Genomic DNA, 22,365 nt, shown 5'->3' on the forward strand with positions numbered 1-22,365 from the left:
GACCGGGGTTTCTCACATGCCGCTGCTCGGCCTGCTCGATGGTGTCCTGCCCGACAAAGCCCTCCGCACGCTGATCGAATCGGCGGGCGTTCCCGAGCTGGAGCTGGACGGTCCGCTGGCCGCCCGCCCGCTCGTCACCGCCGCGCTGTCCACGGTCAGGCCGGTGCTGGCCGTGACCGCCACGGGCAGGGAGGCCGAAGAGCTGACGAACGTCCTCAAGGACCTGATCGGCCCGGACAAGGTCGTGTTCTTCCCCAGCTGGGAGACGCTGCCGCACGAGCGCCTGAGCCCGCGTGCGGACACGGTCGGCGCGCGCCTGCAGACGCTGCGCCGCCTCAAGCACCCCGAGGGCAACCCGATCAAGGTCCTCGTCACGACGGTCCGCAGCCTCATCCAGCCGATGGCGCCGGGGCTGGGCGACCTCAAGCCCGTGCACCTCAAGGTCGGCGAGGAGCAGGACTTCGCGGAGCTGCTCACCACGCTCGCCGAGAACGCCTACAGCCGCGTCGACATGGTCGAGAAGCGCGGTGAGTACGCGACGCGCGGCGGCATCCTCGACCTCTTCCCGCCGACCGCCGAGCACCCGTACCGCGTCGAGTTCTGGGGCGACGAGGTCAGCGAGATCCGGCCGTTCTCGGTGCAGGACCAGCGATCGCTGCCCGAGGAGGTCACCGACTTCGTCGCGCCGCCGTGCCGTGAGCTGCTGCTGACCGACGACGTCCGGCACCGCGCGGCCGAGCTGGCCGAGGAGCACCGGTCGGACGCGCACCTCGCGGAGATGCTGGAGAAGATCTCGGCCGGCATCGCGGTCGAGGGCATGGAGGCGCTCATCCCGGCGCTCTGCCCGGACGAGTTGCAGCTGCTCACGGACGTGGTCGAGAAGGGCACGCACGTCCTGCTCAACGACCCGGAGAAGATCCGGGCCCGCGCGGCCGACCTGGTGCGCACCGGGCAGGAGTTCCTCGAGGCGTCCTGGATGGCGGCCGCCGCGGGCGGCAAGGCGCCGATCGACCTCGGCCGCAGCGGCTACCAGGGCCTCGGCGAGATCTCCGAGCACGCCAAGGCAGGCGACCGTCCCTGGTGGACGCTCAGCCAGCTCACCAGCGACGCCAGGGACGTCGTGCACCTCGACGTCAAGCCGGTCGAGGCCTACCAGGGCGACGTCGATCGGGCGTTCGCGGACCTGAAGGCGCACACGGCGACGGGCGGTGCGGCCGTGCTGGTCGTGCCCGGCGCCGGTACCGCGCAGCGCGCCGTCGAACGGATGAAGGAAGCCGAACTCTCGGCCGTCTGCGTCGAATCCCTCGACGAGGCACCGAAAGCGGGCACCGTCACGGTCGTGCGCGGCTCGCTCGAGGACGGGTTCGTGCTGCCGGACCTCGCGCTGGTGGTGCTCACCGAGACCGACCTGACCGGCGGTCGCGGCGGCACGTCCACGAAGGACATGCGCAAGATGCCGTCCAAGCGGCGCAACGCGGTCGACCCGCTCGCGCTGAAGGCCGGCGACTACGTGGTGCACGAGCAGCACGGCATCGGCAAGTACGTGGAGATGGTCCAGCGCACTACCAAAGACACTGTCGGTGCGTCTGCCACCCGCGAGTACCTGGTCCTGGAGTACGCGTCGTCCAAGCGCGGCCAGCCCGGCGACCGGCTGTTCGTGCCGACCGACCAGCTCGACGAGGTCAGCCGGTACGTCGGCGGCGAGCTGCCCACGCTGAACAAGCTCGGCGGCAGCGACTGGAAGAACACGAAGTCCAAGGCGCGCAAGGCGGTCAAGCAGATCGCGGCCGAGCTGGTGCAGCTCTACGCGGCGCGGCAGAGCGCCCCGGGCCACGCCTTCGCGAGCGACACGCCCTGGCAGCGCGAGCTGGAGGACGCGTTCGCGTTCACCGAGACGCAGGACCAGATGGCCGCGATCGACGAGGTCAAGGCCGACATGGAACGGTCCGTACCGATGGACCGCGTCATCTGCGGTGACGTCGGCTACGGCAAGACGGAGATCGCGGTCCGCGCGGCGTTCAAGGCCGTGCAGGACGGCAAGCAGGTCGTCGTGCTGGTGCCGACGACGCTGCTCGCCCAGCAGCACCTCAACACGTTCGCCGAGCGCATGCGCCAGTTCCCCGTGGTGGTCAAGGGACTGAGCCGCTTCACCGACCCGCAGGAGTCCGCGCAGACCATCGCGGGCCTCGCGGACGGCGAGGTCGACATCGTGATCGGCACGCACCGGCTGCTGCAGAAGAGCGTGCGGTACAAGGACCTGGGCCTCGTGATCGTCGACGAGGAGCAGCGCTTCGGTGTGGAGCACAAGGAGCACATCAAGGCCCTGCGCACGCACGTCGACGTGCTGACGATGTCCGCGACGCCGATCCCGCGCACGCTGGAGATGTCGCTCGCCGGCATCCGCGAGATGTCCACGATCCTGACCCCGCCGGAGGAACGGCACCCGATCCTCACCTACGTCGGCGCGTACGACGACAAGCAGGTCGGCGCGGCGATCCGGCGCGAGCTGATGCGCGACGGCCAGGTCTTCTACGTGCACAACAGGGTCTCGACGATCGAGAAGGCCGCGAAGCGCATCCGCGAGCTGGTGCCGGAGGCCCGGGTCGTGACCGGGCACGGCCAGATGAACGAGGACAAGCTCGAACACCTCATCCAGGGGTTCTGGGAACGCGAGTACGACGTGCTCGTCTGCACCACGATCGTCGAGACGGGCCTCGACATCTCCAACGCGAACACGCTGATCGTCGAGCGCGGCGACCTGCTCGGCCTGGCGCAGCTGCACCAGCTGCGCGGCCGCGTCGGCCGTGGCCGCGAGCGCGGGTACTCGTACTTCCTGTACCCGCCGGAGACCCCGCTCACCGAACACGCCCACGACCGGCTCGCGACGATCGCGCAGAACACCGAGCTCGGCGCCGGCATGGCCGTCGCCATGAAGGACCTGGAGATCCGCGGCGCCGGCAACATCCTCGGCGCCGAGCAGTCCGGGCACATCGCGGGCGTCGGCTTCGACCTGTACATCCGGCTGGTCGGCGAGGCCGTCGAGGCGTTCCGCAAGCACGCCGGAGCGGACGGCGGCGAGGTCGAGGAGGAGCTCGCCGAGGTCCGCGTGGACCTCCCGGTCGACGCGCACATCCCGCACGAGTACGTGCCGGGCGAGCGGCTGCGGCTGGAGGCGTACCGCAAGATCGCGGCCGCCGCCGACGAGGCCGCGCTGACGTCCGTCTGGGACGAGCTCAAGGACCGCTACGGCACGCCGCCGGAGCCGGTTGAACGCCTGCTCGGCGTGGCCCGCCTGCGGCACGCCTGCCGCCGCCACGGGGTCACCGAGGTGATCGCGATGGGCCAGAACCTGCGGTTCGCGAAGCTGGACCTGCTCGACTCGCAGCTGGTCAGGCTGCGGCGCCTGTTCCCGAAGGCCGTCTACAAGCAGTCCATGGGCACGGTCACCGTGCCTAGGCCGACGGAGGGAGCGGCGGGCGGCCGGATGGGCGCACCTCAGCTGCGCGACCAGGAGCTGCTGGACTGGTGCGGTGCGTTCCTGAACTCACTCGCGGGGACTCCCGTGACCGGAGTCACCAAGGCGTGAGAGGGTAGATCCTCGTGAGCACTGTTCTGAAGCGTTTCTCGCTGGTCGGTGTGGCCGTGGCGCTCCTCGCCACCGGATGCGCGACCGGGCCCGCGAAGGCCAGTTCGGCCGCGATCGTCGGTGACCAGGCGATCGGCCTGCAGACCGTCCAGGACCGCACCGTGAAGGTGCTCAAGAAGGAGCCCGCGGCCCAGCAGATGCAGGACCAGGGCAAGCTCGACCAGGTCTCGAAGCTCGTGCTGGCCGACGAGATCAGCCACCGGCTCGCGGCCACCGCGGCGCAGCGCGAGAACATCACGGTCGACGAGACCAAGGTGTACGACGCGATCAAGGAGAAGGGCGGCGCCGAGGCCGCCGCCAAGCAGAGCGAGCAGGACGAGACCACGATCTACCGCCGTCAGCGCGACGTGCTGGTGATGGGTGAGCTCGCCCGCCGCAACCTCTCCACGCTCGAGGTCGTGATCGACTTCTTCCAGGTCCAGGACCCGAAGGAAGCCAAGGAGAAGGCGGCGGAGGTCACCGCCGACCCCTCGAAGATGTCGCGGTTCGTGCAGGAGGCCCCGCGCACCACCGGCGGCCAGCAGGCGTCCTCGACGAACCAGCGGGTCCGCGTCACCGAGAACCCGTCGCTGGTGCACACGATGCTGTGGGGTGTGAAGCCCGGCACCGTCGTCGCCTTCCCGGCCGACGAGCAGCAGTCCAGCTGGATGGTCGCGCTGGTCAAGGAGCGCAACAAGGTCTCGCCCACGCCGGGCGAGGAGGACCTGATCGAGCGCATCGACCCGCAGTTGCTCGCGGCGTTCGGCCTGCGCATCGCGCAGTTCCTGACCGCCGACCTGAAGATCGAGGTCAACCCCCGCTACGGCGTGTGGGACCCGACCAACGCGCAGGTCGTCGGCAATGCCGGTGAGAGGGCCGGTTTCGTCGGCGTGACCGCGGCCGAGAACAAGTCTTGATCACTGTCGTAGTCCTGAGCGAGCGACTCGGCGCCGTGCTGCCCGCTGCCGCCCTGCCCGCGTTGCGCACGGCCGAGGCCGTCTACGCGGGTGAGGGCGTACCCCTGGAGTCCTGGTCCGCGCTGGGCGTCGACGGGCCCGCGCCCGCGGTGGTCGAGGCCGGCGCGGTGGTGATCGCGACCTCGGCCGACGCCTACCCGGACGCTCACGTGATCACGACTCCGGAGCCGCTGGGTGCGGGGCTGCTCGACGCGGCCGCCGTCATGCACCGGCTGCGTTCGCCGGGCGGATGTCCTTGGGACGCCGAGCAGACGCACGACTCGTTGCGCCAGTACCTCGTCGAGGAGACCTTCGAGCTGCTGGAGGCGATCGAGGACGGCGACCGCGCCGCGATGCGCGAGGAGCTCGGCGACGTGCTGCTGCAGGTGCTGTTCCACGCGCGTGTCGCGGCCGAGGCCGCCGAGGACCCGTTCGACATCGACGCCGTCGCGTCCGAACTGGTCGCGAAGCTCGTCGGCCGGCACCCGCACGTCTTCGAGGGCAACGACCCGGCCGTGCACGACGCGACCTCCCAGCAGCACCGCTGGGAGGAGCTCAAGCAGGCCGAGAAGCAACGCGAGTCCAGTGTGGACGGTGTCGCGCTGGGTCAGCCTGCCGTCGCGCTGGCCGCGAAGCTGGTGCAACGCACCAAACGCGCGGGCTTCCCCGTCGACCTGCTGCCGGAGGGCGACGACACGGGCACGACGTTGTTCGCCGTGGCCGCGCTCGCCAAGCTCGCGGGCGAGGACCCGGAGACGGAACTGCGCCAGGTCTGCCGCCGCTTCGCCGCGAACGTGCGCGAGGCGGAGGCCAAGGCACGGGCCGAAGGTCTTGATTCTCTTGCGGCTGAGGACTGGCGGCGTTTTTCGCCCTCCTGAAACGGTGGGCGTGGGCTAACGTCGATCTCGTGACTTACCTGCGGTATCCGCACCTGCGCGGTGACTTGGTGACCTTCGTGGCCGAGGACGACGTGTGGCTCGCGCCCGTCGATGGAGGAAGGGCCTGGCGCGCGTCCGCTGACCAGGTTCCGGCCCGTACGCCCCGTTTTTCGCCTGACGGCACGCATCTCGCGTGGGCCAGCGTGATCGACGGCGCCCCGGAAGTGCGCGTGGCGCCTGTGGACGGTGGTCCGGCACGGCGGTTGACGCACTGGGGCGTGGCCCGGACAGCCGTGTCCGGGTGGACACCGGACGGGCGAGTGCTGGCGGTGTCGACCACTGGTCAGATGTCGCGCAACCGCAAGCGGGCGCACGCCGTTCCGCTGGACGGCGGACCGTCCGAGGTGCTGCCGTACGGCTGGGTCAACGACGTGTCCTTCGGCCCGGACGGCCAGGTCGTCACGTCGTCCAGCTACATGCAGGAACCGTCGATGTGGAAGCGGTACCGCGGCGGCACGGCGGGCAAGCTGTGGGTCGACGCCGACGGCTCCGGTGACTTCACCCGGATCCTGTCCGAGCTGAAGTCGACGCTGTCGAACCCGATGTGGGTCGGCGGGCGGATCGTGTTCCTCTCCGACCACGAGGGCGTCGGCAGCGTGTACTCGGTGCTGCCGGACGGCACCGACCTGCGCCGCCACTCGGAGGGCGAGTTCTACGCGCGCAACGCCTCCACCGACGGTTCGCGGGTGATCTTCCACCAGGCCGGCGAACTGTGGCTGCTCGACGGCCTGGAGGACCTGCGCAAGCTCGACATCAAGCTCGGCGGCCCGCGCACCGGCCTGCAACCGCGCCACGTCAAGGCTTCCGGCAACATCGAGTCGTTCAGCGTCGACCACACCGGCCGCGCGTCGGCCGTCGAGGTCCGCGGCTCCGTGCACTGGGTGACGCATCGCGACGGCCCGGTCCGGGTGCTGGCCGACCGTTCCGACGTCCGGGCGCGGCTGCCGAAGGTGCTCGGCGAGACCGGTCACGTGGTGTGGGTGACCGACGTCGAGGGCGAGGAGGCGCTGGAGATCGCGCCCGTCGGCGGTGTCGAGCCGGGCAACACCGCTCGCCGCATCGCTTCCGGTGCTCTCGGCCGAGTCATGTCGCTCGCCGCCGCGCCTGACGGCTCGCGAGTCGCCGTCGCCACGCACGACGGCCGGTTGTTGTTGGTGGACATCGCTTCCGGTGAGGTGCGTGAGGTCGTCCGCGGGGCGAACGCGCACGTCACGCACCTCGCGTTCTCGCCGGATTCGGCGTGGCTGGCGTGGTCGCACCCCGGCCCGACCCCGTTGCGGCACATCAAGATGGTGAACGCGGCGGACCTGTCCGTCGTGGACGTGACGTCGCTGCGGTTCGCCGACTTCGCGCCGACCTTCACCGAGGACGGCAAGTACCTGGCGTTCCTGTCGATCCGGACGTTCGACCCGATCTACGACGCGCACGTGTTCGACCTGTCGTTCCCGACCGGCTGCCGCCCGCACCTCGTGCCGCTGGCCGCCACCACGCCGTCGCCGTTCGCCCCGATGCACGGCGGGCGCCCGGTCGGCGACGAGGACAAGGACTCGGAGGACGACGACGACAAGGCGCCGGTGACGAAGGTCGACCTCGAAGGCCTCGCCGACCGCGTCGTGCCGGTGCCCGTCGCGGCCGCCGACTACGTGTCGCTGAAGGCGGCTCGCGGTGGTCTGCTGTGGCTGCGCCGGCCGTTGCTCGGCGTGCTGGGGGACAACCTGGCCTCGCCGGACGCGCGCCCGCCGCGCACCGTGCTGGAGCGCTACGACTTCGGCAAGCAGAAGACCGAGTGCCTGGCGGACAGCGCGGAAGCGTTTGCGGTGTCCGGCGACGGCAAGCGGATGCTCGTCGAGGACCGCGGTGACCTGCGGGTCGTGCCGACCGACAGCAAGGCCGACGAGGACTCGGCCGACTACGTGGAGATCGACCTCTCCCGCGTGCGGGTCGTCGTCGACCCCGCGCTGGAGTGGGCGCAGATGTACGCCGAGAACGGGCGTCTCATGCGCGACAACTTCTGGCGCACCGACATGGGCGGCGTCGACTGGCAGGGCGAACTGGACCGCTACCGGCCGCTGGTGGCCGAGGTGGGCAGCCACGACGACCTGGTCGACCTGCTGTGGGAGGTGCAGGGCGAACTGGGTACCTCGCACGCGTACGTCTGGGGCTCGGCGCCGAGCGTGCCCGCGTCCCGCCGCCAGGGCCTCCTGGGCGCCGACCTGGTCCGCTCCGGCTCGGACTGGATCATCGAGCGCGTGATCCCGGGCGAGACGTCCGACCCGCACGCCCGTTCGCCGCTGTGCGCGCCCGGCGTGGCCGTGCGCGCGGGAGATGCACTCGTGGCCGTCGACGGTCGTCCGGTCGGTCTGGCCGGCCCCGGCCCGTTGCTCGTCGGAACCGCAGGGAAGCCGGTCGAGCTGACCGTGCGGCCCGGTGGTGGTGGAGAGCTGCGACGGGTCGTGGTGGTGCCACTGGCCGATGAGGAGCCTCTGCGGTACCACGACTGGGTCGCCAACCGCCGTGCGTTCACGCACGAGAAGTCCGGTGGCCGCGTGGGCTACCTGCACGTTCCCGACATGATGGGCGCCGGCTGGGCGCAGCTGCACCGCGACCTGCGCGTCGAGCTGACCCGCGAGGCCCTCGTGCTGGACGTCCGCGAGAACGGCGGCGGCCACACCTCGCAGCTGGTGATCGAAAAGCTCGGCCGCAAGGTCATCGGCTGGTCGGTCGCCCGCGGCTACACGGCCTCCGAGTCCTACCCGCAGGACGCGCCGCGCGGCCCCGTAGTGGCGGTCGCCGACGAGTACGCCGGTTCCGACGGCGACATCGTCAACGTGGCCATCAAGGAGCTCGGCATCGGCCCCGTCGTCGGGGTGCGCACCTGGGGCGGCGTCATCGGCATCGACATGATGTACACGCTCGTCGACGGCACCCTGGTCACCCAGCCGAGGTACGCGTCCTACTTCAAGGGACACGGCTGGGCGGTCGAGAACTACGGCGTGGACCCCGACATCGAGGTCGTCATGACGCCTGCCGACCGCGTGTCCGGACGCGACCCGCAGCTGGAGAAGGCAGTCTCACTGGCCCTGGAAACTCTTTCATCTTCGCCCGCAGCTCACGCTCCGGAGTTGCCGCCGCTGGCATGAACACCCCATCGTGTTACTAAAGAACTGTGACGGACTGTTCCATGTGGACGATCAACCAGATGGAACAGTTCTCACCGTTCGGGGGTGTGCTGGAGATGAGTCATCGTGAAGAGCCGCGCAGTGGCCGTGGATGCTTCGGGGCCGTGGTCGTCGTGCCGTTCCTGGCGCTGGGCGGCATGTTCGCGTTGATCGCGCTGACCGGGTCGCCCTCGGAGGCGCCGCTGGCTGCGCCTCCGCCTGTCCGGCCCTCGTCCCAGTGGTGGACTGAGCCGTTCGAGGCTGGGGTTTCTTTGGCCACCGTTACTGAGACCGTGGTGGTGGAGGGGGCTGCTCGGGAGGTTCGGGCTGGTCGTGCCGCTACGCAGACTCGGGTGGTTGGGGCCACTGTTACCGAGACTGTCCGGGTTAGTTCTTCCAAGCCTGTGGCCGTTGGGCGGAATGAGCCTGGGGAGCCTGCTGGGCCTGGCGAGGAAGAGCCCAATTTGCCTTCTGGGTCGGCTTCGCCGGTGGTTACCACTACTTCTGCGGTTGTGTCCAGTGTGGACCCCAGGCCTCCTGGTGAGGCGCCTGGTTCTGTTGTGGCGCCGGGGGAAGCGCCTGTCGAGGCTCCGCCTTCGTCTGCGCCTCGGGCTGAGGAGCCGGTTTCGCCGGTGGTGACGCCGGTTGCCTCGCCGGGTGAGCCGCCTTGTGATCGGGCTGAGCCTTCTGTTGATCGGGCTGAGCCTCCTGTTGAGGAGGTTGTGGTTGAGGTTTCGGTGGGGGCTCCTGTTTTGAGTTCGTAGGTGGTTGCGTTGCGGGCGTGTGGTTGCGCTGCTTCCTGGGGGACTCCGCCCCCCAGACCCCCCACAATCTGATCAAAGACCGGCCCGCGCCACGCGTGGGTTGATGGCACGCCTGTTGCTTTGGGCGGAGTTGCGTTGCTTTGAGGGGTGCGGTGGTGGGGTGGTCCCACCCAGACCTTGCGGTAAGGACGGCTCGCCTGCGGCATGGCGTGCGATCCGTGGGCTGCCTTGGCCTCGGCGGAGTGTCAGACCTGCTCTGTACGTTGGGTCGCGGGGGGTCCTTGGTCGAAGGGGACCCCTGCGTCAGCGTGGTTCGGCGCTACTGCGGGATGCTCGCCCGTGCGTAGGCGTCGGCTCCGCTGAACACGTTCTGGCCGTACTCCACGGAGTTGTTGTACGCGAGCACTGCTGCCCACCAGCCTTGGCCGGTGCCCAGGTCTCGTGCGCTGCCTCCGCAGAGGTAGCGGGCCGCTGTCAGGGCGGCGTCGTCGATGTTCTGCGGGTCTGCTGGGAGGCCGTCGCCTGCCGCTCGTTTTGCCCAGCGGTTCCAGGTGCCCGGGATGAACTGCATCGGGCCCACTGCTCGGTCCCAGGTGGTGTCGCCGTCCAGACGGCCGCCGTCGGTGTCCTTGATGGCTTTGACGCCTGGGCCGCCGTCTAGAGGGATGCCGATGATCGGGCGGGACGGCAGGCCGTTCTCTTGTAGGCGGGCGCCGTTGATGTTGCCGTGGTGCGACTCGATCCTGCCGATGCCGGCCAGGGTCGCCCAGCTGATTCGGCAGGCTGGGGCCTCTTGTTGCATCGTCAGGTCTGCTTGCGCGTAGGCGTGCAGCGCTCTGACCGGAATGTCGGTCTTCGACGCTACTCGTGTCGCCCAGTCGGCCAGGGGGTTGGCGGTTGCCGTGGTGCCTGGGGACGGGGCGCTGCCTGGGGCCGCTGCGCCCGGTTCGACCTGCTGGATCGGGACCAGGAACGGGGGTGGGCCCAAGGGGGCGGCGTCCCTGCGGTTCAGGGCGCCCAGGCCCCAGGCGCCTGCGGCGACCACGACTATCAGCAGCAGCACCAGGACGATGCGGCCGAAGATGTTGCCGGAGCGGTTGCGGCGGGCGGGTTCCTGGACTGAGGGCGGCGGGACCACGCGACCCAGGCTACGTGCTCCGCGCCAGTGGTGACGGGGGGAAGCGTGATGAAACCGGCACTGATGGCGTCTGGACATTCAGGTGAGGCTTACCTTAAATAGGGCGACCTAATTTTCGGAGGCGTGGGATGTTGTTCGCCAATGGGCTCATCGGGCTGCGCGAAGGGCTTGAGGCCGCGCTCGTGGTGAGCATCCTGATCGCATTCCTCGTGAAGACGGATCGAAGGTATGCGCTCAAATGGGTTTGGGCCGGTGTTGCGACGGCGGTGGCACTGTCCGTAGCGGCCGGGGCGATCATCACGTTCAGTGCCGCCGGGATGACCTTTGAGCAGCAGGAAGCCTTCGGCGGGACGATGTCGGTCATTGCGGTCGCGTTCGTCACCGGAATGATCTTCTGGATGCGCAGGGCGGCGAAGACGATTGCTGCCGAGCTGCGCGGAAAAATGGATGAAGCGCTCGAAATCGGACCTTTTGCCATCGTTGTCGTGTCCCTTTTGTCCGTTGGCCGGGAAGGGCTGGAGACGGCGGTCTTCTTCTATTCCAGTGTGCAGGCCGCCGGAGGGGGTACGGCGGAGCCGCTCATCGGATTTCTGGCGGGGATCTTCGTCGCCGTGTTGATCGCCGCGCTGCTCTACCAGGGGGCGATCCGGTTCGACCTCGGCAAGTTCTTCACCGTCACGGGCGTGCTGCTCGTGTTCGTGGCCGCCGGCGTGCTCAGTTACGGCATCCACGACCTGCAGGAGGCCGCGATCCTGCCCGGGCTGAACACGCTGGCGTTCGACATCAGCGACACCCTGCCGGAGGACTCCTGGTACGGGGCGCTGCTCAAGGGCTTCTTCAACTACTCGCAGCGGACGTCCGTGCTGCAGGCCATCGCGTGGGTCTCCTACGTGGTGGTGGTCCTGTCCCTGTTCCTCGTCCGGCCGCGCCGTCGCGCCGCCGTGGCCAACTGATCACTGGAGCAACCGTGCGCAAGGCAGCAGTCATCCTGGGTTCCCTCGCGGTGCTGGCGGCGTGCAGCAGCAACGGCGGTACGACCGGCGCTAGCGGCAACATCGCCGTCGAGGCGACCGACGACGCGTGCAAGGTCGCCAAGACCGAGGCCGGCGCCGGCAACGTGACGTTCGAGGTGACCAACAAGGGCACCAAGGTGACCGAGTTCTACCTCTACGCCGAAGGGGACCGGATCCTCGGTGAGGTCGAGAACATCGGGCCCGGGCTCACCCGGAAGCTGATCGTCGAGGTCACGGAGTCCGGCAAGTTCCAGACCGCGTGCAAGCCCGGCATGAAGGGCGACGGCATCCGCGGCGACTTCACGGTGACCGGTGACGCCAAGAAGTCGACCGACGGCAACGCGATGCTGGCCGAGGCGACCAGGAGCTACCAGCGCTACGTCGGCTCGCAGGCCGATCAGCTGCTGGTGAAGACCGAGGAGTTCGTCAACGCCGTCAAGGCCGAGAAGGTCGACGACGCCAAGGCGCTGTTCCCCGTGTCGCGCCTGTACTGGGAGCGCATCGAGCCCGTCGCGGAGAGCTTCGGCGACCTCGACCCCAAGATCGACGGCCGTGAGGACGTCATCGAGGAGGGCATGGCGTTCACCGGCTTCCACCGCCTCGAGAAGGACCTGTGGGAGTCCGGGTTGCAGGCCGACTCCGACAAGATCGCGGACCAGCTGCTGGTCGACGTCAAGGAGATCGTGTCCAAGGCGAAGTCCGTGGAGCTGACGCCGGTCCAGCTGGCCAACGGTGCCAAGGAACTGCTGGACGAGGTCGCCACCGGCAAGATCACCGGCGAGGAGGACCGCTACTCGCACACGGACCTCTGGGACTTCCGCGCGAACGTCGACGGGTCGCAGGCCGCGATCGCCGCGCTACGGCCCGTGGTGGAGCAGAGGGACAAGGCACTCGTGTCCACTTTGGACGAGAAGTTCAAGGCGCTGGACGAGGCACTGGAGAAGCACCGCAAGGGTGACGGCTTCAAGCTCTACACCGAGCTGACGCAGGACGAGGTCAAGGCGCTGGCCGAGACCGTCGACGCGCTGGGCGAGCCCGTCAGCAAGGTCGCGGAAGTGGTGTCGGCCAAGTGACGGGGGTTCCCCGCCGCAGGCTGCTCGGGTTCGCGGGCGCCGGTGTGGCGCTCGCGGGCGCGGGCGCCGCCGCTGGCGTGCTGGCGTCCCGATCACCTGAGATCGAGAACGTCGCCGCGGCCAAGGTGCCGTTCCGGGGCGAGATCCAGGCCGGCATCACCACGCCCGCGCAGGACCACATGCACTTCGTCGCGCTGGACGTGAAGACGAAGAGCCGCGACGAGCTGGTCGACCTGCTGAAGCAGTGGACCGTCGCCGCGGAACGGATGACGGCCGGGCAGGAGGCCGCGGAGAACGGTGCGGTCGGCGGCAGCGCCCAGGCGCCGCCCAAGGACACCGGTGAGGCGCTCGACCTGCCCGCGTCCGCGCTGACGATCACCATCGGCTTCGGGCCGTCGCTGTTCGACGACCGGTTCGGGATCAGGGACAGGCGACCGGAGCGGTTGATCGACCTGCCCCGGTTCCCGCAGGACGACCTGGACCCCGCGCGCAGCAACGGGGACATCTGCATCCAGGCCTGCGCGAACGACCCGCAGGTGGCCGTGCACGCGATCCGGAACCTGGTGCGCATCGGGTTCGGGCGGGTCGCGGTGCGGTGGTCGCAGCTCGGGTTCGGACGGACGTCCTCGACCACGCGCGACCAGGCGACACCGCGCAACATGTTCGGGTTCAAGGACGGCACGCGCAACATCAAGGCCGAGGACACCGGGCACCTGAGGGACCACGTCTGGGTCTCGGAGGAGGACGGGCCGGAATGGCTCGTCGGCGGTACGTACCTGGTGTCGCGCCGGATCCGCATGCACATCGAGATCTGGGACCGCACGTCACTGGCCGAGCAGGAGCAGATCGTCGGCCGCACCAAGGGCGAGGGCGCGCCGCTGGGGCAGAGCAAGGAGTTCGACGAACCCGACCTGCACGTCAAGGGCGCGGGCGGGATCCCGTTGATCGGCGAGATCGCGCACGTCCGGCTCGCGGCGCCGGAGTCGTTGAACGGCGCCAGAATTCTGCGCCGCGGCTACAACTTCACCGACGGCACGGACGGGCTCGGGCACCTCGACGCGGGACTGTTCTTCGTGGCGTTCAACCGGGACTCGCGCACCCAGTTCGTCCCGATGCAGCAGGCCTTGTCCACAAAGGACGAGATGATGGAGTACCTGGAGCACACCGGGTCCGGGCACTTCGCGGTGCCGCCGGGGGTGGAGGAGGGCGGGTTCTGGGGAGACACCCTGTTCCGGTGATCAGTTCCCCAGGGCCAGCCGGGCTTTGACCTCTCCGAGCGCTTCCTGGTACTCCGGTGACGGGTTCATCGCGACCGCCATCCGGAGCTGGGCGAGCGCCTCGGGGAGGCGGTTCTGCCGTTGCAGCGTCCTGCCCAGCGCAAATCGTGCGTAGTGATCGCTCGGATCGAGGTCGAGAACTTTGCGGAACGCCTCTTCAGCCCGGTTGAGCTGCGCGGACCCGAGATAGGCCCGGCCGGCGAGCAGCTGCACGGACGGCGCCTCGCCGGCCTCGTCCAGCACCTGCCTCAGTTCGCGCAGCGCGTCGAGCGGCCTGCGCTGGGCCATCAACGCCTCGGCCTTCCGAAACGCCTCGAAGGTGCCGTCCGTCATTCGATCAACGTTACCCACCGCCTGCCGGTTCTTCGACTGCCGTCCGGGCGACAGAACTCGATTGAGTGGCCGCACCGCCGAGCAGCAGACCGGCGACCTGCCCGAGTCCACTGCGGACACGGAACACCCAGGCGACCCACCACGGCCGTCAAGCGGGCTGTCCGTGCCATGCCTCGGCCATCCGGCGAACCGCCTCGGTGATGATCTCCGGCGAGGTCGCGAGGTTCATCCGGGCGAAACCGGCACCGCCCGTGCCGAACGGGATCCCGGAGTTCAGCGCGACCCTGCCGCGTTTGAGGAACGTCCTGGCCGGGTCGTCGCCGAGCTCGCGGCAGTCCAGCCAGGCGAGGTAGGTGCCCTGGCCGGGGGAGTAGCGGACGGCGGGGAGGTGTTCGGCGAGCAGGCCGGACAGCAGTTCCCGGTTTTCTTGGAGGCCCTCCAAGAGGGCGTCCAGCCAGTCGACGCCGTCGTTGAACGCCGCGGTGTGGGCGAGGATCCCGACGTGGCTCGGCCCGTGGCCCACCTCCTCGGGCAGCCTCTTCAGGTCGTCGGCGGAGTCGGGTCCCGCGATGGCGAGCGCGGCCTTGAGCCCGGCGAGGTTCCACGCCTTCGAGGCGGACATCAACGACAGCCCGTCGTCCGCGACGCTGAGGTACGGCACGAAGCCCGAGGTCGTGAGCGGCGCGTGGATCTCGTCCGCCACGACGCGGATGCCGTGTGCGCGGGCCAGCCGCGCGACCTCCTCCAGTTCGGCGGCGGTGTGCACGGTGCCGGTCGGGTTCTGCGGGTTGCACAGCAGGTACACGGCACCCCGTCCGGCCCGCGCGAACGCCGCCTCCAGCGCGACGAAGTCGATCCGCGCGTCCGCGCCCAGCGGCGCCTCGACCGCCTGGCGTCCCAGCGACTCGACGAACTGGTAGAAGGGCGGGTAGACCGGGCAGTTGACGACGACGGGCGCGTCCCGGTGCGAGACCAGCCGGAACATCTCGACCACGCCGAGCATCACGTCCGGCACGATCGCCGTGCGTTCGACCGCGGGCTCCCAGCCCCAGCGCTTCTTCGCGAACCCGGCCAGCGCCTCGGCGTAGGCGGTCCCGGCCGGATAGCCGGTGTCCCCTCGCCCGACGGCGTCGGTGATCGCCCTGGCGACGGGCTCGGCGAGCGGGACGTCCATCTCGGCCACCCACACGGGCAGCACGTCCTCGGGGTAGTACCGCCACTTCATACTGGTGCGGCGCCTCAGTTGGTCCAGGGTCAGCTGACGTAACGGATTCGCGCTGCTCATGAGGCAGAAGCTAGGGGAACTCGCGGGCAAGGTGTTTGCGTTCTTTGCTCATGGACGCCGTGGACCGCAAGATTCTTGCTGAACTGCAGCGCGACGGGCGGATCACCGTCACCGACCTGGCCCAGCGCGTGCAACTGAGCATCTCGCGCTGCCAGCGCCGCCTGCGCGAGCTGGAACGCGAAGGCGTCATCCACGGTTACCGCGCGGTGGTCGACGCGGCGGCACTCGGCTTCGGCTTCGAGGCCCTCGTCTTCGCCAAGGTGCGCCTGGACACCATGGCCGACTTCGACCGCGCCCTGGTCGACGTGCCGAACGTCGTGGAGGCGCAACGGTTGTTCGGCAGCCCCGACTACCTGCTGCGCGTGGTCACCGCGGACCTCGCGTCGTACCAGCGGCTGTACGAGGAGACGCTGGCGAAGCTGCCCGGGGTGCGCGGGCTGACCTCGACGATCGTGATGAAGCAGGTGATCGGGCCGCGCCCGTTGCCGGCCAGTCCGTGAGACGAGTTACCAGCCGAGTGCCGCTGCGTACGCCTCCCGCACCACCTGCAAGCACCATTGCGGTGATGGGAGTTCGCTCGCCTGGTGTGCCAACTGCGACTGCCAGTCCAGTCCGGACGGCAACGATGCGAACTCGTACTTCTGCACCGAGACACCCGTCGCGTCTCGGAACAGGTCGGCCGCCTCTGGTGTGAGCGCACCCCGTTCAGCGAGGCGTGCGAGGTCGTAGAGGTCCCGGGCCGCGTGCCTGTTCGCCCAAGCGAGCGTTCTCATCGCCGGAATGCCTGCAGCGCAGGGACTCTGAGCACGACGCTCGACCGCGGACCTCGTGGATCGCAGAGCGATCAGGCGTCCACAGATCGATGTCCTCTGACAGCCGCCCGCCCGCCGCAGGATCGGCGAGATGCGTTCGCGCCAGTGCGGTCCCACGACGAAAAGAACATCGGGCGCGATCTGCGGCAAGCCAGTCAGCACGTGGCTGATCAGGTGGTCTCGTGTTCAAGCATGTGCGGCCTTCCTCACTCGTGCCAGCGCTGCAGGCCTGTGCTGATCACGCGCGAGTTCTTCGGTGACCGTCCAGTCGATCTTGCGGGTGAGCGCTCGCAGGATCGACGCGGCGTCGGCTTCCTCGATGCCACCGAGTTCGGGCCGGGCCGCGATGTCGAGCGCCGTCTGCTCCGGTGTGGTCATCCACCCCGCCGTGAGCGCGGTTTCCACGCGTTCGAGGTCGAGGCGGCGCACGTCGCGCTTCACGAAGACCACGTCTCCGACGTTGGTGTGCAGGACGGGCCGCTGTTTGGGCACGGCCACGACGGCCGTGGCGATGGCGCGCGGCAGGGCACCGTGACGACGTGCGGCAGTGATGCTCATCAGTGCCGCGGCATCCCTGCCGTAGTCCGCCTGGGCGATGCCGAGTGCGGCCGCCGCGAGATCTGGGCGCCATCGTGGATCGCCCAGCCGTTCCATCGGGGCCAGGGCGTAGTAGCCGGTGCTGATGTGGCTGAGCACCGCTTGTTCGAGCAACCGCTCGAACTCGCTGCCGGGGTGGGCGTACACATCTCTCGCGTCCCTTGGACGCAGCACCTTGTTCTCTCGCCGGGCGAGTGCGGTCGGGATGGTGACGCGGTCATTCATACAACCTCCGTAGGCTCAGAGCCTACTTTCATAATACTCATTCCCGCCGGGCATGCCGGGAATGCCCGCGGGCGTTGTCACGTTGCATGAGCCTGCGCTTCTCACTGATGGGTCCGGTACGAGCCTGGCGAAACGACGAGGAGATCGACCTGGGGCCGCGCCAGCAGCGCGCGGTGCTGGCGGCGTTGCTGCTGAACAACGGCTTGCGGCTGAGCAACGACCAGCTGATCGGCATGGTCTGGGACGATCCGACGCCGAGCGCGGTCATGGCGTTGCGGACATACACCTACAAGATCCGCAAAGCCATCCCCGAGCTGGACCTGAAGTCCAAGGACGGCGGCTACACGCTCCGCGCCGAGATCTTCGACGACTGCCGCGGCGAGCCGTTCGAAGGCCTGAGCAGCACCTACTTCGAGGCCCAGCGGGTCAGGATCGCCAACGAACGGCTGCAGTGCCGCGAAACCCTGCTCGAACGCGAGATGGACGTCCTCGAACTGCAGAAGCACGTCGCGGCCTTCCCGCTCAGGGAACGGACGCGCGCCCTGCTGATGCAGGCGCTCTACCGCGAGGGCAGGCAGGCGGATGCGTTGGAGCAGTTCCACCAGGCACGCGCGTTACTCAACGACGAACTCGGCCTCGAACCCGGTCCTGAGCTGCGCGAGGTGCACGCGCAGATCCTCCGGGGCGAGTTGAACCTGACGCGCCGGCCCGAGCAGCTGCCGCCCGGCCTGCCCGACTTCACCGGCCGCACCGCCGAGATCGCGCTGGCACTCCGGACTCTCCCGCGCACCGTCGGCATCACCGGCATGCACGGCAGCGGCAAGACGGCGCTCGCCACGCACATCGCGCATCTCGCCAAACACGACTACCCCGACGGGCAGATCTTCGTGCGGGGCAAGGACGTCGCCAACGAGTTGTTGCGCGCGGTCGGCGTCGAGAACCCGCACGGCGACAAAGCCGCGCTGTGGCGGGAGAAGGCGCGCGGCAAGCGGTTCCTGATCGTCGTCGACGACGTGCACGACCCCGCTCAGATCGCGGAGCTGCACACGCCCGGCTCGGCGATGATCCTCACGAGCGTGCGCAGGTGGAACGAGCTGCCCAGCGTGACGTGGCTGAAGATCGCCGGGCTGACCGAGGCCGAGGCGCACCAGTTCTTCCGCAAGGTCCTCGACCCCTCCAGGGCCGAGGCCGACGCCACGGACGAGGTGCTGGCGCGCGTCTCGTACCTGCCGAACCCCATCCGCGTGCTCGGCGGCAAGCTCACCGGCCGCCCGAACTGGACCGTGGCGATGCTGCTGGCCCAGATGGAACGCGAGACGCAGCTCGGTGACGCCGTCCCGTCGGACTGCACGGCCGTGCTGGCACCGATGATCAAGGCGGAGCAGCAGCTCACCGAGCAGGAACGCCACCTGCTGCGGTGCTTCGCGGGCCGCGACGCGGACGTGATCGACGTGTGCGAGGCGGCGGAGATGTCCGGGGCCGATCCCGGCGCGATCGAGTACGCGCTGGAGTCGCTCGCCGACGTGCACCTGATCGAACCGCTGGTGCTCGGCCGATACCGGCTGCCGCGGTTCGTGCGGATGTACTTCGGGTGGCGTTCACCCGTGCTGACCAGCTGATTCATCCGGAATTTATGGCCAGACGATCAGGCGTCGGCAAGTTCGATGACATGGCAACCAAGGAACTCGCAGGCAAGAAGGCCCTCGTCACCGGCGGCACCTCCGGCATCGGCCGCTCCATCGCGGTCAAGCTCGCGGAGGCGGGGGCCACCGTCTACCTCACCGGCCGCCGCGCGGAGCTCGGCAAGGAGACCGTCGCGCTGATCGAGCAGGCCGGCGGCACCGGTCACTTCATCGTCTCGGACGTCGCCAGCGTCGACGACGTCCGCAAGCTCGCCGAGGAGGTCGGCGACGTCGACGTGCTCGTGAACAACGCCGGCATCTTCCCGTTCTCGCCGACGACCGAGCAGTCCGTCGAGGGCTACCAGCAGGTGTTCGACGTCAACGTCCGCGGCACCTACTTCCTCACCGCCGCCCTCGCCCCGGCGATGGTCGCCAAGGGCAAGGGCTCGATCGTCAACGTCTCGTCGATCGCGGCCGTGGTCGGCACGCCGGTCGGCTCCGTCTACAACGCCTCCAAGGCCGCGATGGACGCGCTGACCCGCTCCTGGGCCACCGAGTTCGGTCCCGCCGGCGTCCGCGTGAACTCCGTGGCGCCCGGCCCGGTCGGCACCGAGAAGGCCCTGACGGAAGCCGGCGAGGTGTTCGACGCGATCGCGAAGGACCTTCCTCTCCAGCGCGTCGGTGAGCCCGAGGAGATCGCGGAAGCCGTGCTGTTCCTGGCGTCCGACAGGGCCAGCTTCATCACGGGCTCGGTCATCACGGCCGACGGCGGCTACGTGGCGGGCTGAGCCAGCACGGTGCGCAGGGACGAGGGCGACTCGACGTGCACGTTGTGGCCCGCGCCGGGGAACACCACCGGCTCGGGCACCAGCTCCCGCAGGTGCTCCTGGGGACTCATCGGGTCGTTCTCCCCCGCGGCCAGCACGACGTGGGCCTGCGCGGCCATGATCAGCCCGGCCATGTCCGGCAGGCCCACGCCGAAGGCCCTCATGTCCAGCGACGGCGTCCATCCACCGTCCACTTCGGACACGCCGTGCCGCAGCGGCACCCCGGCCATCTTCGACGCCCGTCCGACGGCTTCCTCCTCGGTGGCGAAGACCTTCCCGGGCTTGGCGGCGAGCGCGGCGGCCTTCTGCAACTCCTCGTCGGTCCACCGCACCTTGATCCCGACGCCGACGCAGGTGGTGACCTCGACCCCGAACCACCCGCTCGCCAGCGTCAGCCCGACCACGCCGCCCAGCGAGTGCCCGACGATCGTGACGGGCTCACGCGGGATCTCGTCCGCGACAGCCGCCGCGAGCGAACCGAACGAGTACCGGTCGATTGCCGGGCTTCGTCCGTGACCAGGCAGATCGGGCACGAGCCAGCTGCCGGACCAGTCCTCCACGACGTCCCGCCACACCTCGCCGGTAGCGCCCAGCCCGTGCAACAGCACCAGCAACGGCCCGTTCCCACCACGTTCGACATGAAGCACGTCAGAATCCGTTCTATGCCCAGGACCGATGCCGACCTCATCGTCGACCCGGACACGTATACATCGGGAGTCCCGCACGACGCACTAACCCGGCTGCGTGAGAAGAACGTGGTGCGCATCGACGACTTCTGGGCGGTCTTCCGCCACGAGGACGTCCGGACGGTGTTGAAGACGCCTTCTGTCTTCTCCTCGCACCGCGGCGCCACCCAGATCCGCGACCCCCTGCCTGCCGATCTGGCCTACGTCCAACGCATGATGCTCAACCAGGACCCGCCCTCGCACACGCGGCTCAGACGCATGCTGACCAGGGCGTTCACCCCTCGCGCCGTGGCACGCCTGGAAGACCGCATCCGCTCGAACGCCCGCGAGATCGTTCACGGCCTGTCCGGCGACTTCGCGTCCGACGTCGCCGACCTCCCGTTGCTGACCCTGGCCGACGTCTTCGGTGTACCTCGTTGCGATCGTGCGCTGCTCTACGACTGGAGCAACCGCGTGATCGGCTTCCAGGACCCCGACTACGCCCTGTCGTCCAGCTCGACCGCCGGTATGACGGACATGGCCCTCGCCGCGCTGGAACTCCGTCCCGACGACGGCCGCGACCCACGTGCCCGCGACGGCATGCCCGACCTCTACGCCTACGCACACGCGCTGGGTTCCTACAAGCGCTCGTCACCTGGGGACGACGTGCTGAGCAACCTCATGCGGGAGGACGTCTCGCTGGAGGAGTTCGAGAACCTCTTCTGGCTGTTCTCCGTGGCGGGCAACGAAACCCTGCGCAACGGCATCCCCGGCGGCATGATCGCGCTGCTCTCCCACCCTCGCGAGTACGAGCGCCTGCGCGCCGACCGTTCGCTGCTTCCGCTTGCGGTGGAAGAGATGTTGCGGTGGTGGACACCGGTCATGCACTTCCGCCGCACCTGCGTGCAGGACACTTCGTTGTCAGGCCAGGAGATTCACGCGGGGGACAAGGTCGTCGCCTGGTTCTCGTCGGCCAACCGGGACGAGCGCGTGTTCACCGAGCCGGACCGGTTCGACGTGGGGCGGCGCGAGGCCGACCACCTGAGCTTCGGGCACGGTCCGCACTTCTGCCTGGGCGCGCAGCTGGCCCGGACGCAGATGCGCGCGGTGTTCGACGCGGTCCTCGACCTGCCTGCGATGCTGGAGCTCGACGGGGAGGTCAGCCGGTTGCGGTCGAACTTCCAGAACGGCGTGAAGCACCTGCCGGTGAGGATGTGCCGTGGCGATTGAGCAGCTCCCGGCCTCGGAATGGCCGACCGGCGAGACCCGGCCGCTCCTGCAGATGGTGTTCAGCCCGGGGGAGTTGACCGAGAAGTTCGGACTCGTCTTCGTCGACGACGAGGACGGCCTCGGTCCGTTGAAGCTCGCCGTCGTGAAGGGACCGTTCGGGACAGCTGGCCTGATCAGGCACACCGACGCGCCGTTCGCAGGCACGGTCGTCTACGTCGATGAGGACTCCGATTTCGAGGTCGCTCACGGCGCGGTGATGAACGAATTCGGTCTCACGAACTCAGATCTCGGCTGGGCGCGGCGCTCTACCGGGCTGCTGGAGGACGTGCGGGACAGCGCGCGCCTGTCAGAACTGCTCGCGGTCTTGGAGTTCGACGTCTTCCGGATCGAGGTCGACGGCACTGAGTCGATCGACTGCGGGATCCCTCTCGTCGTGCTGGCGGGCGACTTCACCGGAGGCCGGTTCTACCGGTGCGGCGAGTTCGGCACCGAGGGGCCGGTCCTCTACGCGAGTTCGGAGGGCCAGGCCGGCCTCATCGCGGACAGCGTGCGCGAGGCCCTGCGACTGGTCATCGGACTGCCTCACTGGCGTGACTGCCTGAACGGCGGGCATCCCGACGTGACGACGGATGCCGTACGGCACGCGCAAACAGAGGCCGCCGCGCTCCTGTCCCTCGACCTCCTCGCGCCGGACGTGCTGCTGAACCGCCTGCGCGCTGCTGTCCTCCGCTCCGGACCCGAGTTCGTCTTCCGGGACGGAACGGGGGAATACGAAGGGCTTTTCGGGCCAGGCCGTTTAGCCTGAGCGTTCCTGGGGGGAACGAGAC

General features: G+C 69.1%; 18 protein-coding genes. 12 read left to right on the forward strand and 6 right to left on the reverse strand.

The window, feature by feature from the left end:
• Positions 1 to 16: 16 nt before the first annotated feature.
• From mfd to LX88_RS08945, 4 genes are read left to right on the forward strand one after another with little or no spacing between them, the layout of a single operon-like run.
• A complete protein-coding gene (gene mfd, locus LX88_RS08930; RefSeq protein ID WP_258947263.1) occupies positions 17 to 3,586 on the forward strand; it encodes a transcription-repair coupling factor in 3,570 nt (1,189 codons plus the stop codon).
• Between the two features lie 14 nt (positions 3,587 to 3,600).
• Entirely contained in the window at positions 3,601 to 4,542 is a 942-nt protein-coding gene (locus LX88_RS08935; protein WP_258947264.1) for a hypothetical protein, read from the forward strand.
• Positions 4,539 to 5,459, forward strand: a complete 921-nt coding sequence (locus LX88_RS08940; protein WP_258947265.1) for a nucleoside triphosphate pyrophosphohydrolase — start codon at positions 4,539 to 4,541, stop codon at positions 5,457 to 5,459. Before LX88_RS08935 ends, LX88_RS08940 begins: the two co-directional genes overlap by 4 nt.
• A 29-nt stretch (positions 5,460 to 5,488) precedes the next feature.
• Positions 5,489 to 8,659, forward strand: coding sequence for a S41 family peptidase (locus LX88_RS08945; RefSeq protein ID WP_258947266.1), 3,171 nt, complete (start codon positions 5,489 to 5,491; stop codon positions 8,657 to 8,659).
• A gap of 1,101 nt (positions 8,660 to 9,760) precedes the next feature.
• Here LX88_RS08945 and LX88_RS08950 read toward each other — a convergent pair.
• On the reverse strand, positions 9,761 to 10,579 hold the full coding sequence (locus LX88_RS08950; protein WP_258947267.1) for a lysozyme family protein: 819 nt from the start codon (positions 10,577 to 10,579) through the stop codon (positions 9,761 to 9,763).
• A gap of 128 nt (positions 10,580 to 10,707) precedes the next feature.
• Between LX88_RS08950 and efeU the strand changes: the two genes are divergently transcribed.
• Genes efeU through efeB form a run of 3 tightly spaced genes read left to right on the forward strand, consistent with a single transcriptional unit; the run spans position 10,708 to position 13,903 of the window.
• Positions 10,708 to 11,532, forward strand: a complete 825-nt coding sequence (gene efeU / locus LX88_RS08955) for an iron uptake transporter permease EfeU (RefSeq protein WP_258947268.1) — start codon at positions 10,708 to 10,710, stop codon at positions 11,530 to 11,532.
• 14 nt (positions 11,533 to 11,546) lie between these two features.
• A complete protein-coding gene (gene efeO, locus LX88_RS08960; RefSeq protein WP_372511217.1) occupies positions 11,547 to 12,665 on the forward strand; it encodes an iron uptake system protein EfeO in 1,119 nt (372 codons plus the stop codon).
• Complete coding sequence (gene efeB / locus LX88_RS08965) at positions 12,662 to 13,903, forward strand: iron uptake transporter deferrochelatase/peroxidase subunit (protein WP_258947269.1); 1,242 nt, start codon at positions 12,662 to 12,664, stop codon at positions 13,901 to 13,903. Before efeO ends, efeB begins: the two co-directional genes overlap by 4 nt.
• Here the strand turns inward: efeB and LX88_RS08970 are convergent, their stop codons facing one another.
• Together LX88_RS08970 and LX88_RS08975 are read right to left on the reverse strand one after the other, a co-directional pair.
• Positions 13,904 to 14,275 carry a tetratricopeptide repeat protein gene (locus tag LX88_RS08970; protein WP_258947270.1) on the reverse strand — a complete coding sequence of 124 codons (372 nt, stop codon included), beginning with the start codon at positions 14,273 to 14,275 and terminating at the stop codon, positions 13,904 to 13,906. It lies immediately after the preceding gene.
• A gap of 148 nt (positions 14,276 to 14,423) precedes the next feature.
• Positions 14,424 to 15,500 carry a MalY/PatB family protein gene (locus LX88_RS08975; RefSeq protein WP_258947271.1) on the reverse strand — a complete coding sequence of 359 codons (1,077 nt, stop codon included), beginning with the start codon at positions 15,498 to 15,500 and terminating at the stop codon, positions 14,424 to 14,426.
• A 110-nt stretch (positions 15,501 to 15,610) separates the two neighbouring features.
• Between LX88_RS08975 and LX88_RS08980 the strand changes: the two genes are divergently transcribed.
• A complete protein-coding gene (locus LX88_RS08980) occupies positions 15,611 to 16,060 on the forward strand; it encodes an Lrp/AsnC family transcriptional regulator (protein WP_258947272.1) in 450 nt (149 codons plus the stop codon).
• 6 nt (positions 16,061 to 16,066) lie between these two features.
• Here the strand turns inward: LX88_RS08980 and LX88_RS08985 are convergent, their stop codons facing one another.
• Both LX88_RS08985 and LX88_RS08990 read right to left on the reverse strand, forming a co-directional pair.
• Positions 16,067 to 16,333, reverse strand: coding sequence for a nucleotidyl transferase AbiEii/AbiGii toxin family protein (locus LX88_RS08985; protein ID WP_258947273.1), 267 nt, complete (start codon positions 16,331 to 16,333; stop codon positions 16,067 to 16,069).
• A gap of 225 nt (positions 16,334 to 16,558) precedes the next feature.
• Entirely contained in the window at positions 16,559 to 17,194 is a 636-nt protein-coding gene (locus tag LX88_RS08990; protein ID WP_258947274.1) for a type IV toxin-antitoxin system AbiEi family antitoxin, read from the reverse strand.
• A 107-nt stretch (positions 17,195 to 17,301) separates the two neighbouring features.
• Here LX88_RS08990 and LX88_RS08995 point away from each other — a divergent pair, with 107 nt between their 5' ends.
• Together LX88_RS08995 and LX88_RS09000 are read left to right on the forward strand one after the other, a co-directional pair.
• Positions 17,302 to 18,813: an AfsR/SARP family transcriptional regulator gene (locus tag LX88_RS08995; protein ID WP_258947275.1), complete on the forward strand. Its 1,512-nt coding sequence runs from the start codon at positions 17,302 to 17,304 to the stop codon at positions 18,811 to 18,813.
• Between the two features lie 50 nt (positions 18,814 to 18,863).
• Entirely contained in the window at positions 18,864 to 19,604 is a 741-nt protein-coding gene (locus LX88_RS09000; protein ID WP_258947276.1) for an SDR family NAD(P)-dependent oxidoreductase, read from the forward strand.
• Here the strand turns inward: LX88_RS09000 and LX88_RS09005 are convergent.
• Positions 19,589 to 20,290 carry an alpha/beta fold hydrolase gene (locus tag LX88_RS09005; RefSeq protein ID WP_258947277.1) on the reverse strand — a complete coding sequence of 234 codons (702 nt, stop codon included), beginning with the start codon at positions 20,288 to 20,290 and terminating at the stop codon, positions 19,589 to 19,591. The genes LX88_RS09000 and LX88_RS09005 overlap by 16 nt on opposite strands.
• 15 nt (positions 20,291 to 20,305) lie before the next feature.
• Between LX88_RS09005 and LX88_RS09010 the strand changes: the two genes are divergently transcribed.
• Both LX88_RS09010 and LX88_RS09015 read left to right on the forward strand, forming a co-directional pair.
• Positions 20,306 to 21,538 (forward strand): cytochrome P450, encoded by a 1,233-nt coding sequence (locus tag LX88_RS09010; RefSeq protein ID WP_258947278.1) that lies wholly within the window; start codon positions 20,306 to 20,308, stop codon positions 21,536 to 21,538.
• A complete protein-coding gene (locus LX88_RS09015) occupies positions 21,528 to 22,343 on the forward strand; it encodes a hypothetical protein (protein WP_258947279.1) in 816 nt (271 codons plus the stop codon). Before LX88_RS09010 ends, LX88_RS09015 begins: the two co-directional genes overlap by 11 nt.
• Positions 22,344 to 22,365: the final 22 nt, after the last annotated feature.

It is taken from the genome of Lentzea californiensis, assembly GCF_024648825.1.
Lineage (GTDB): Bacteria > Actinomycetota > Actinomycetes > Mycobacteriales > Pseudonocardiaceae > Lentzea > Lentzea californiensis.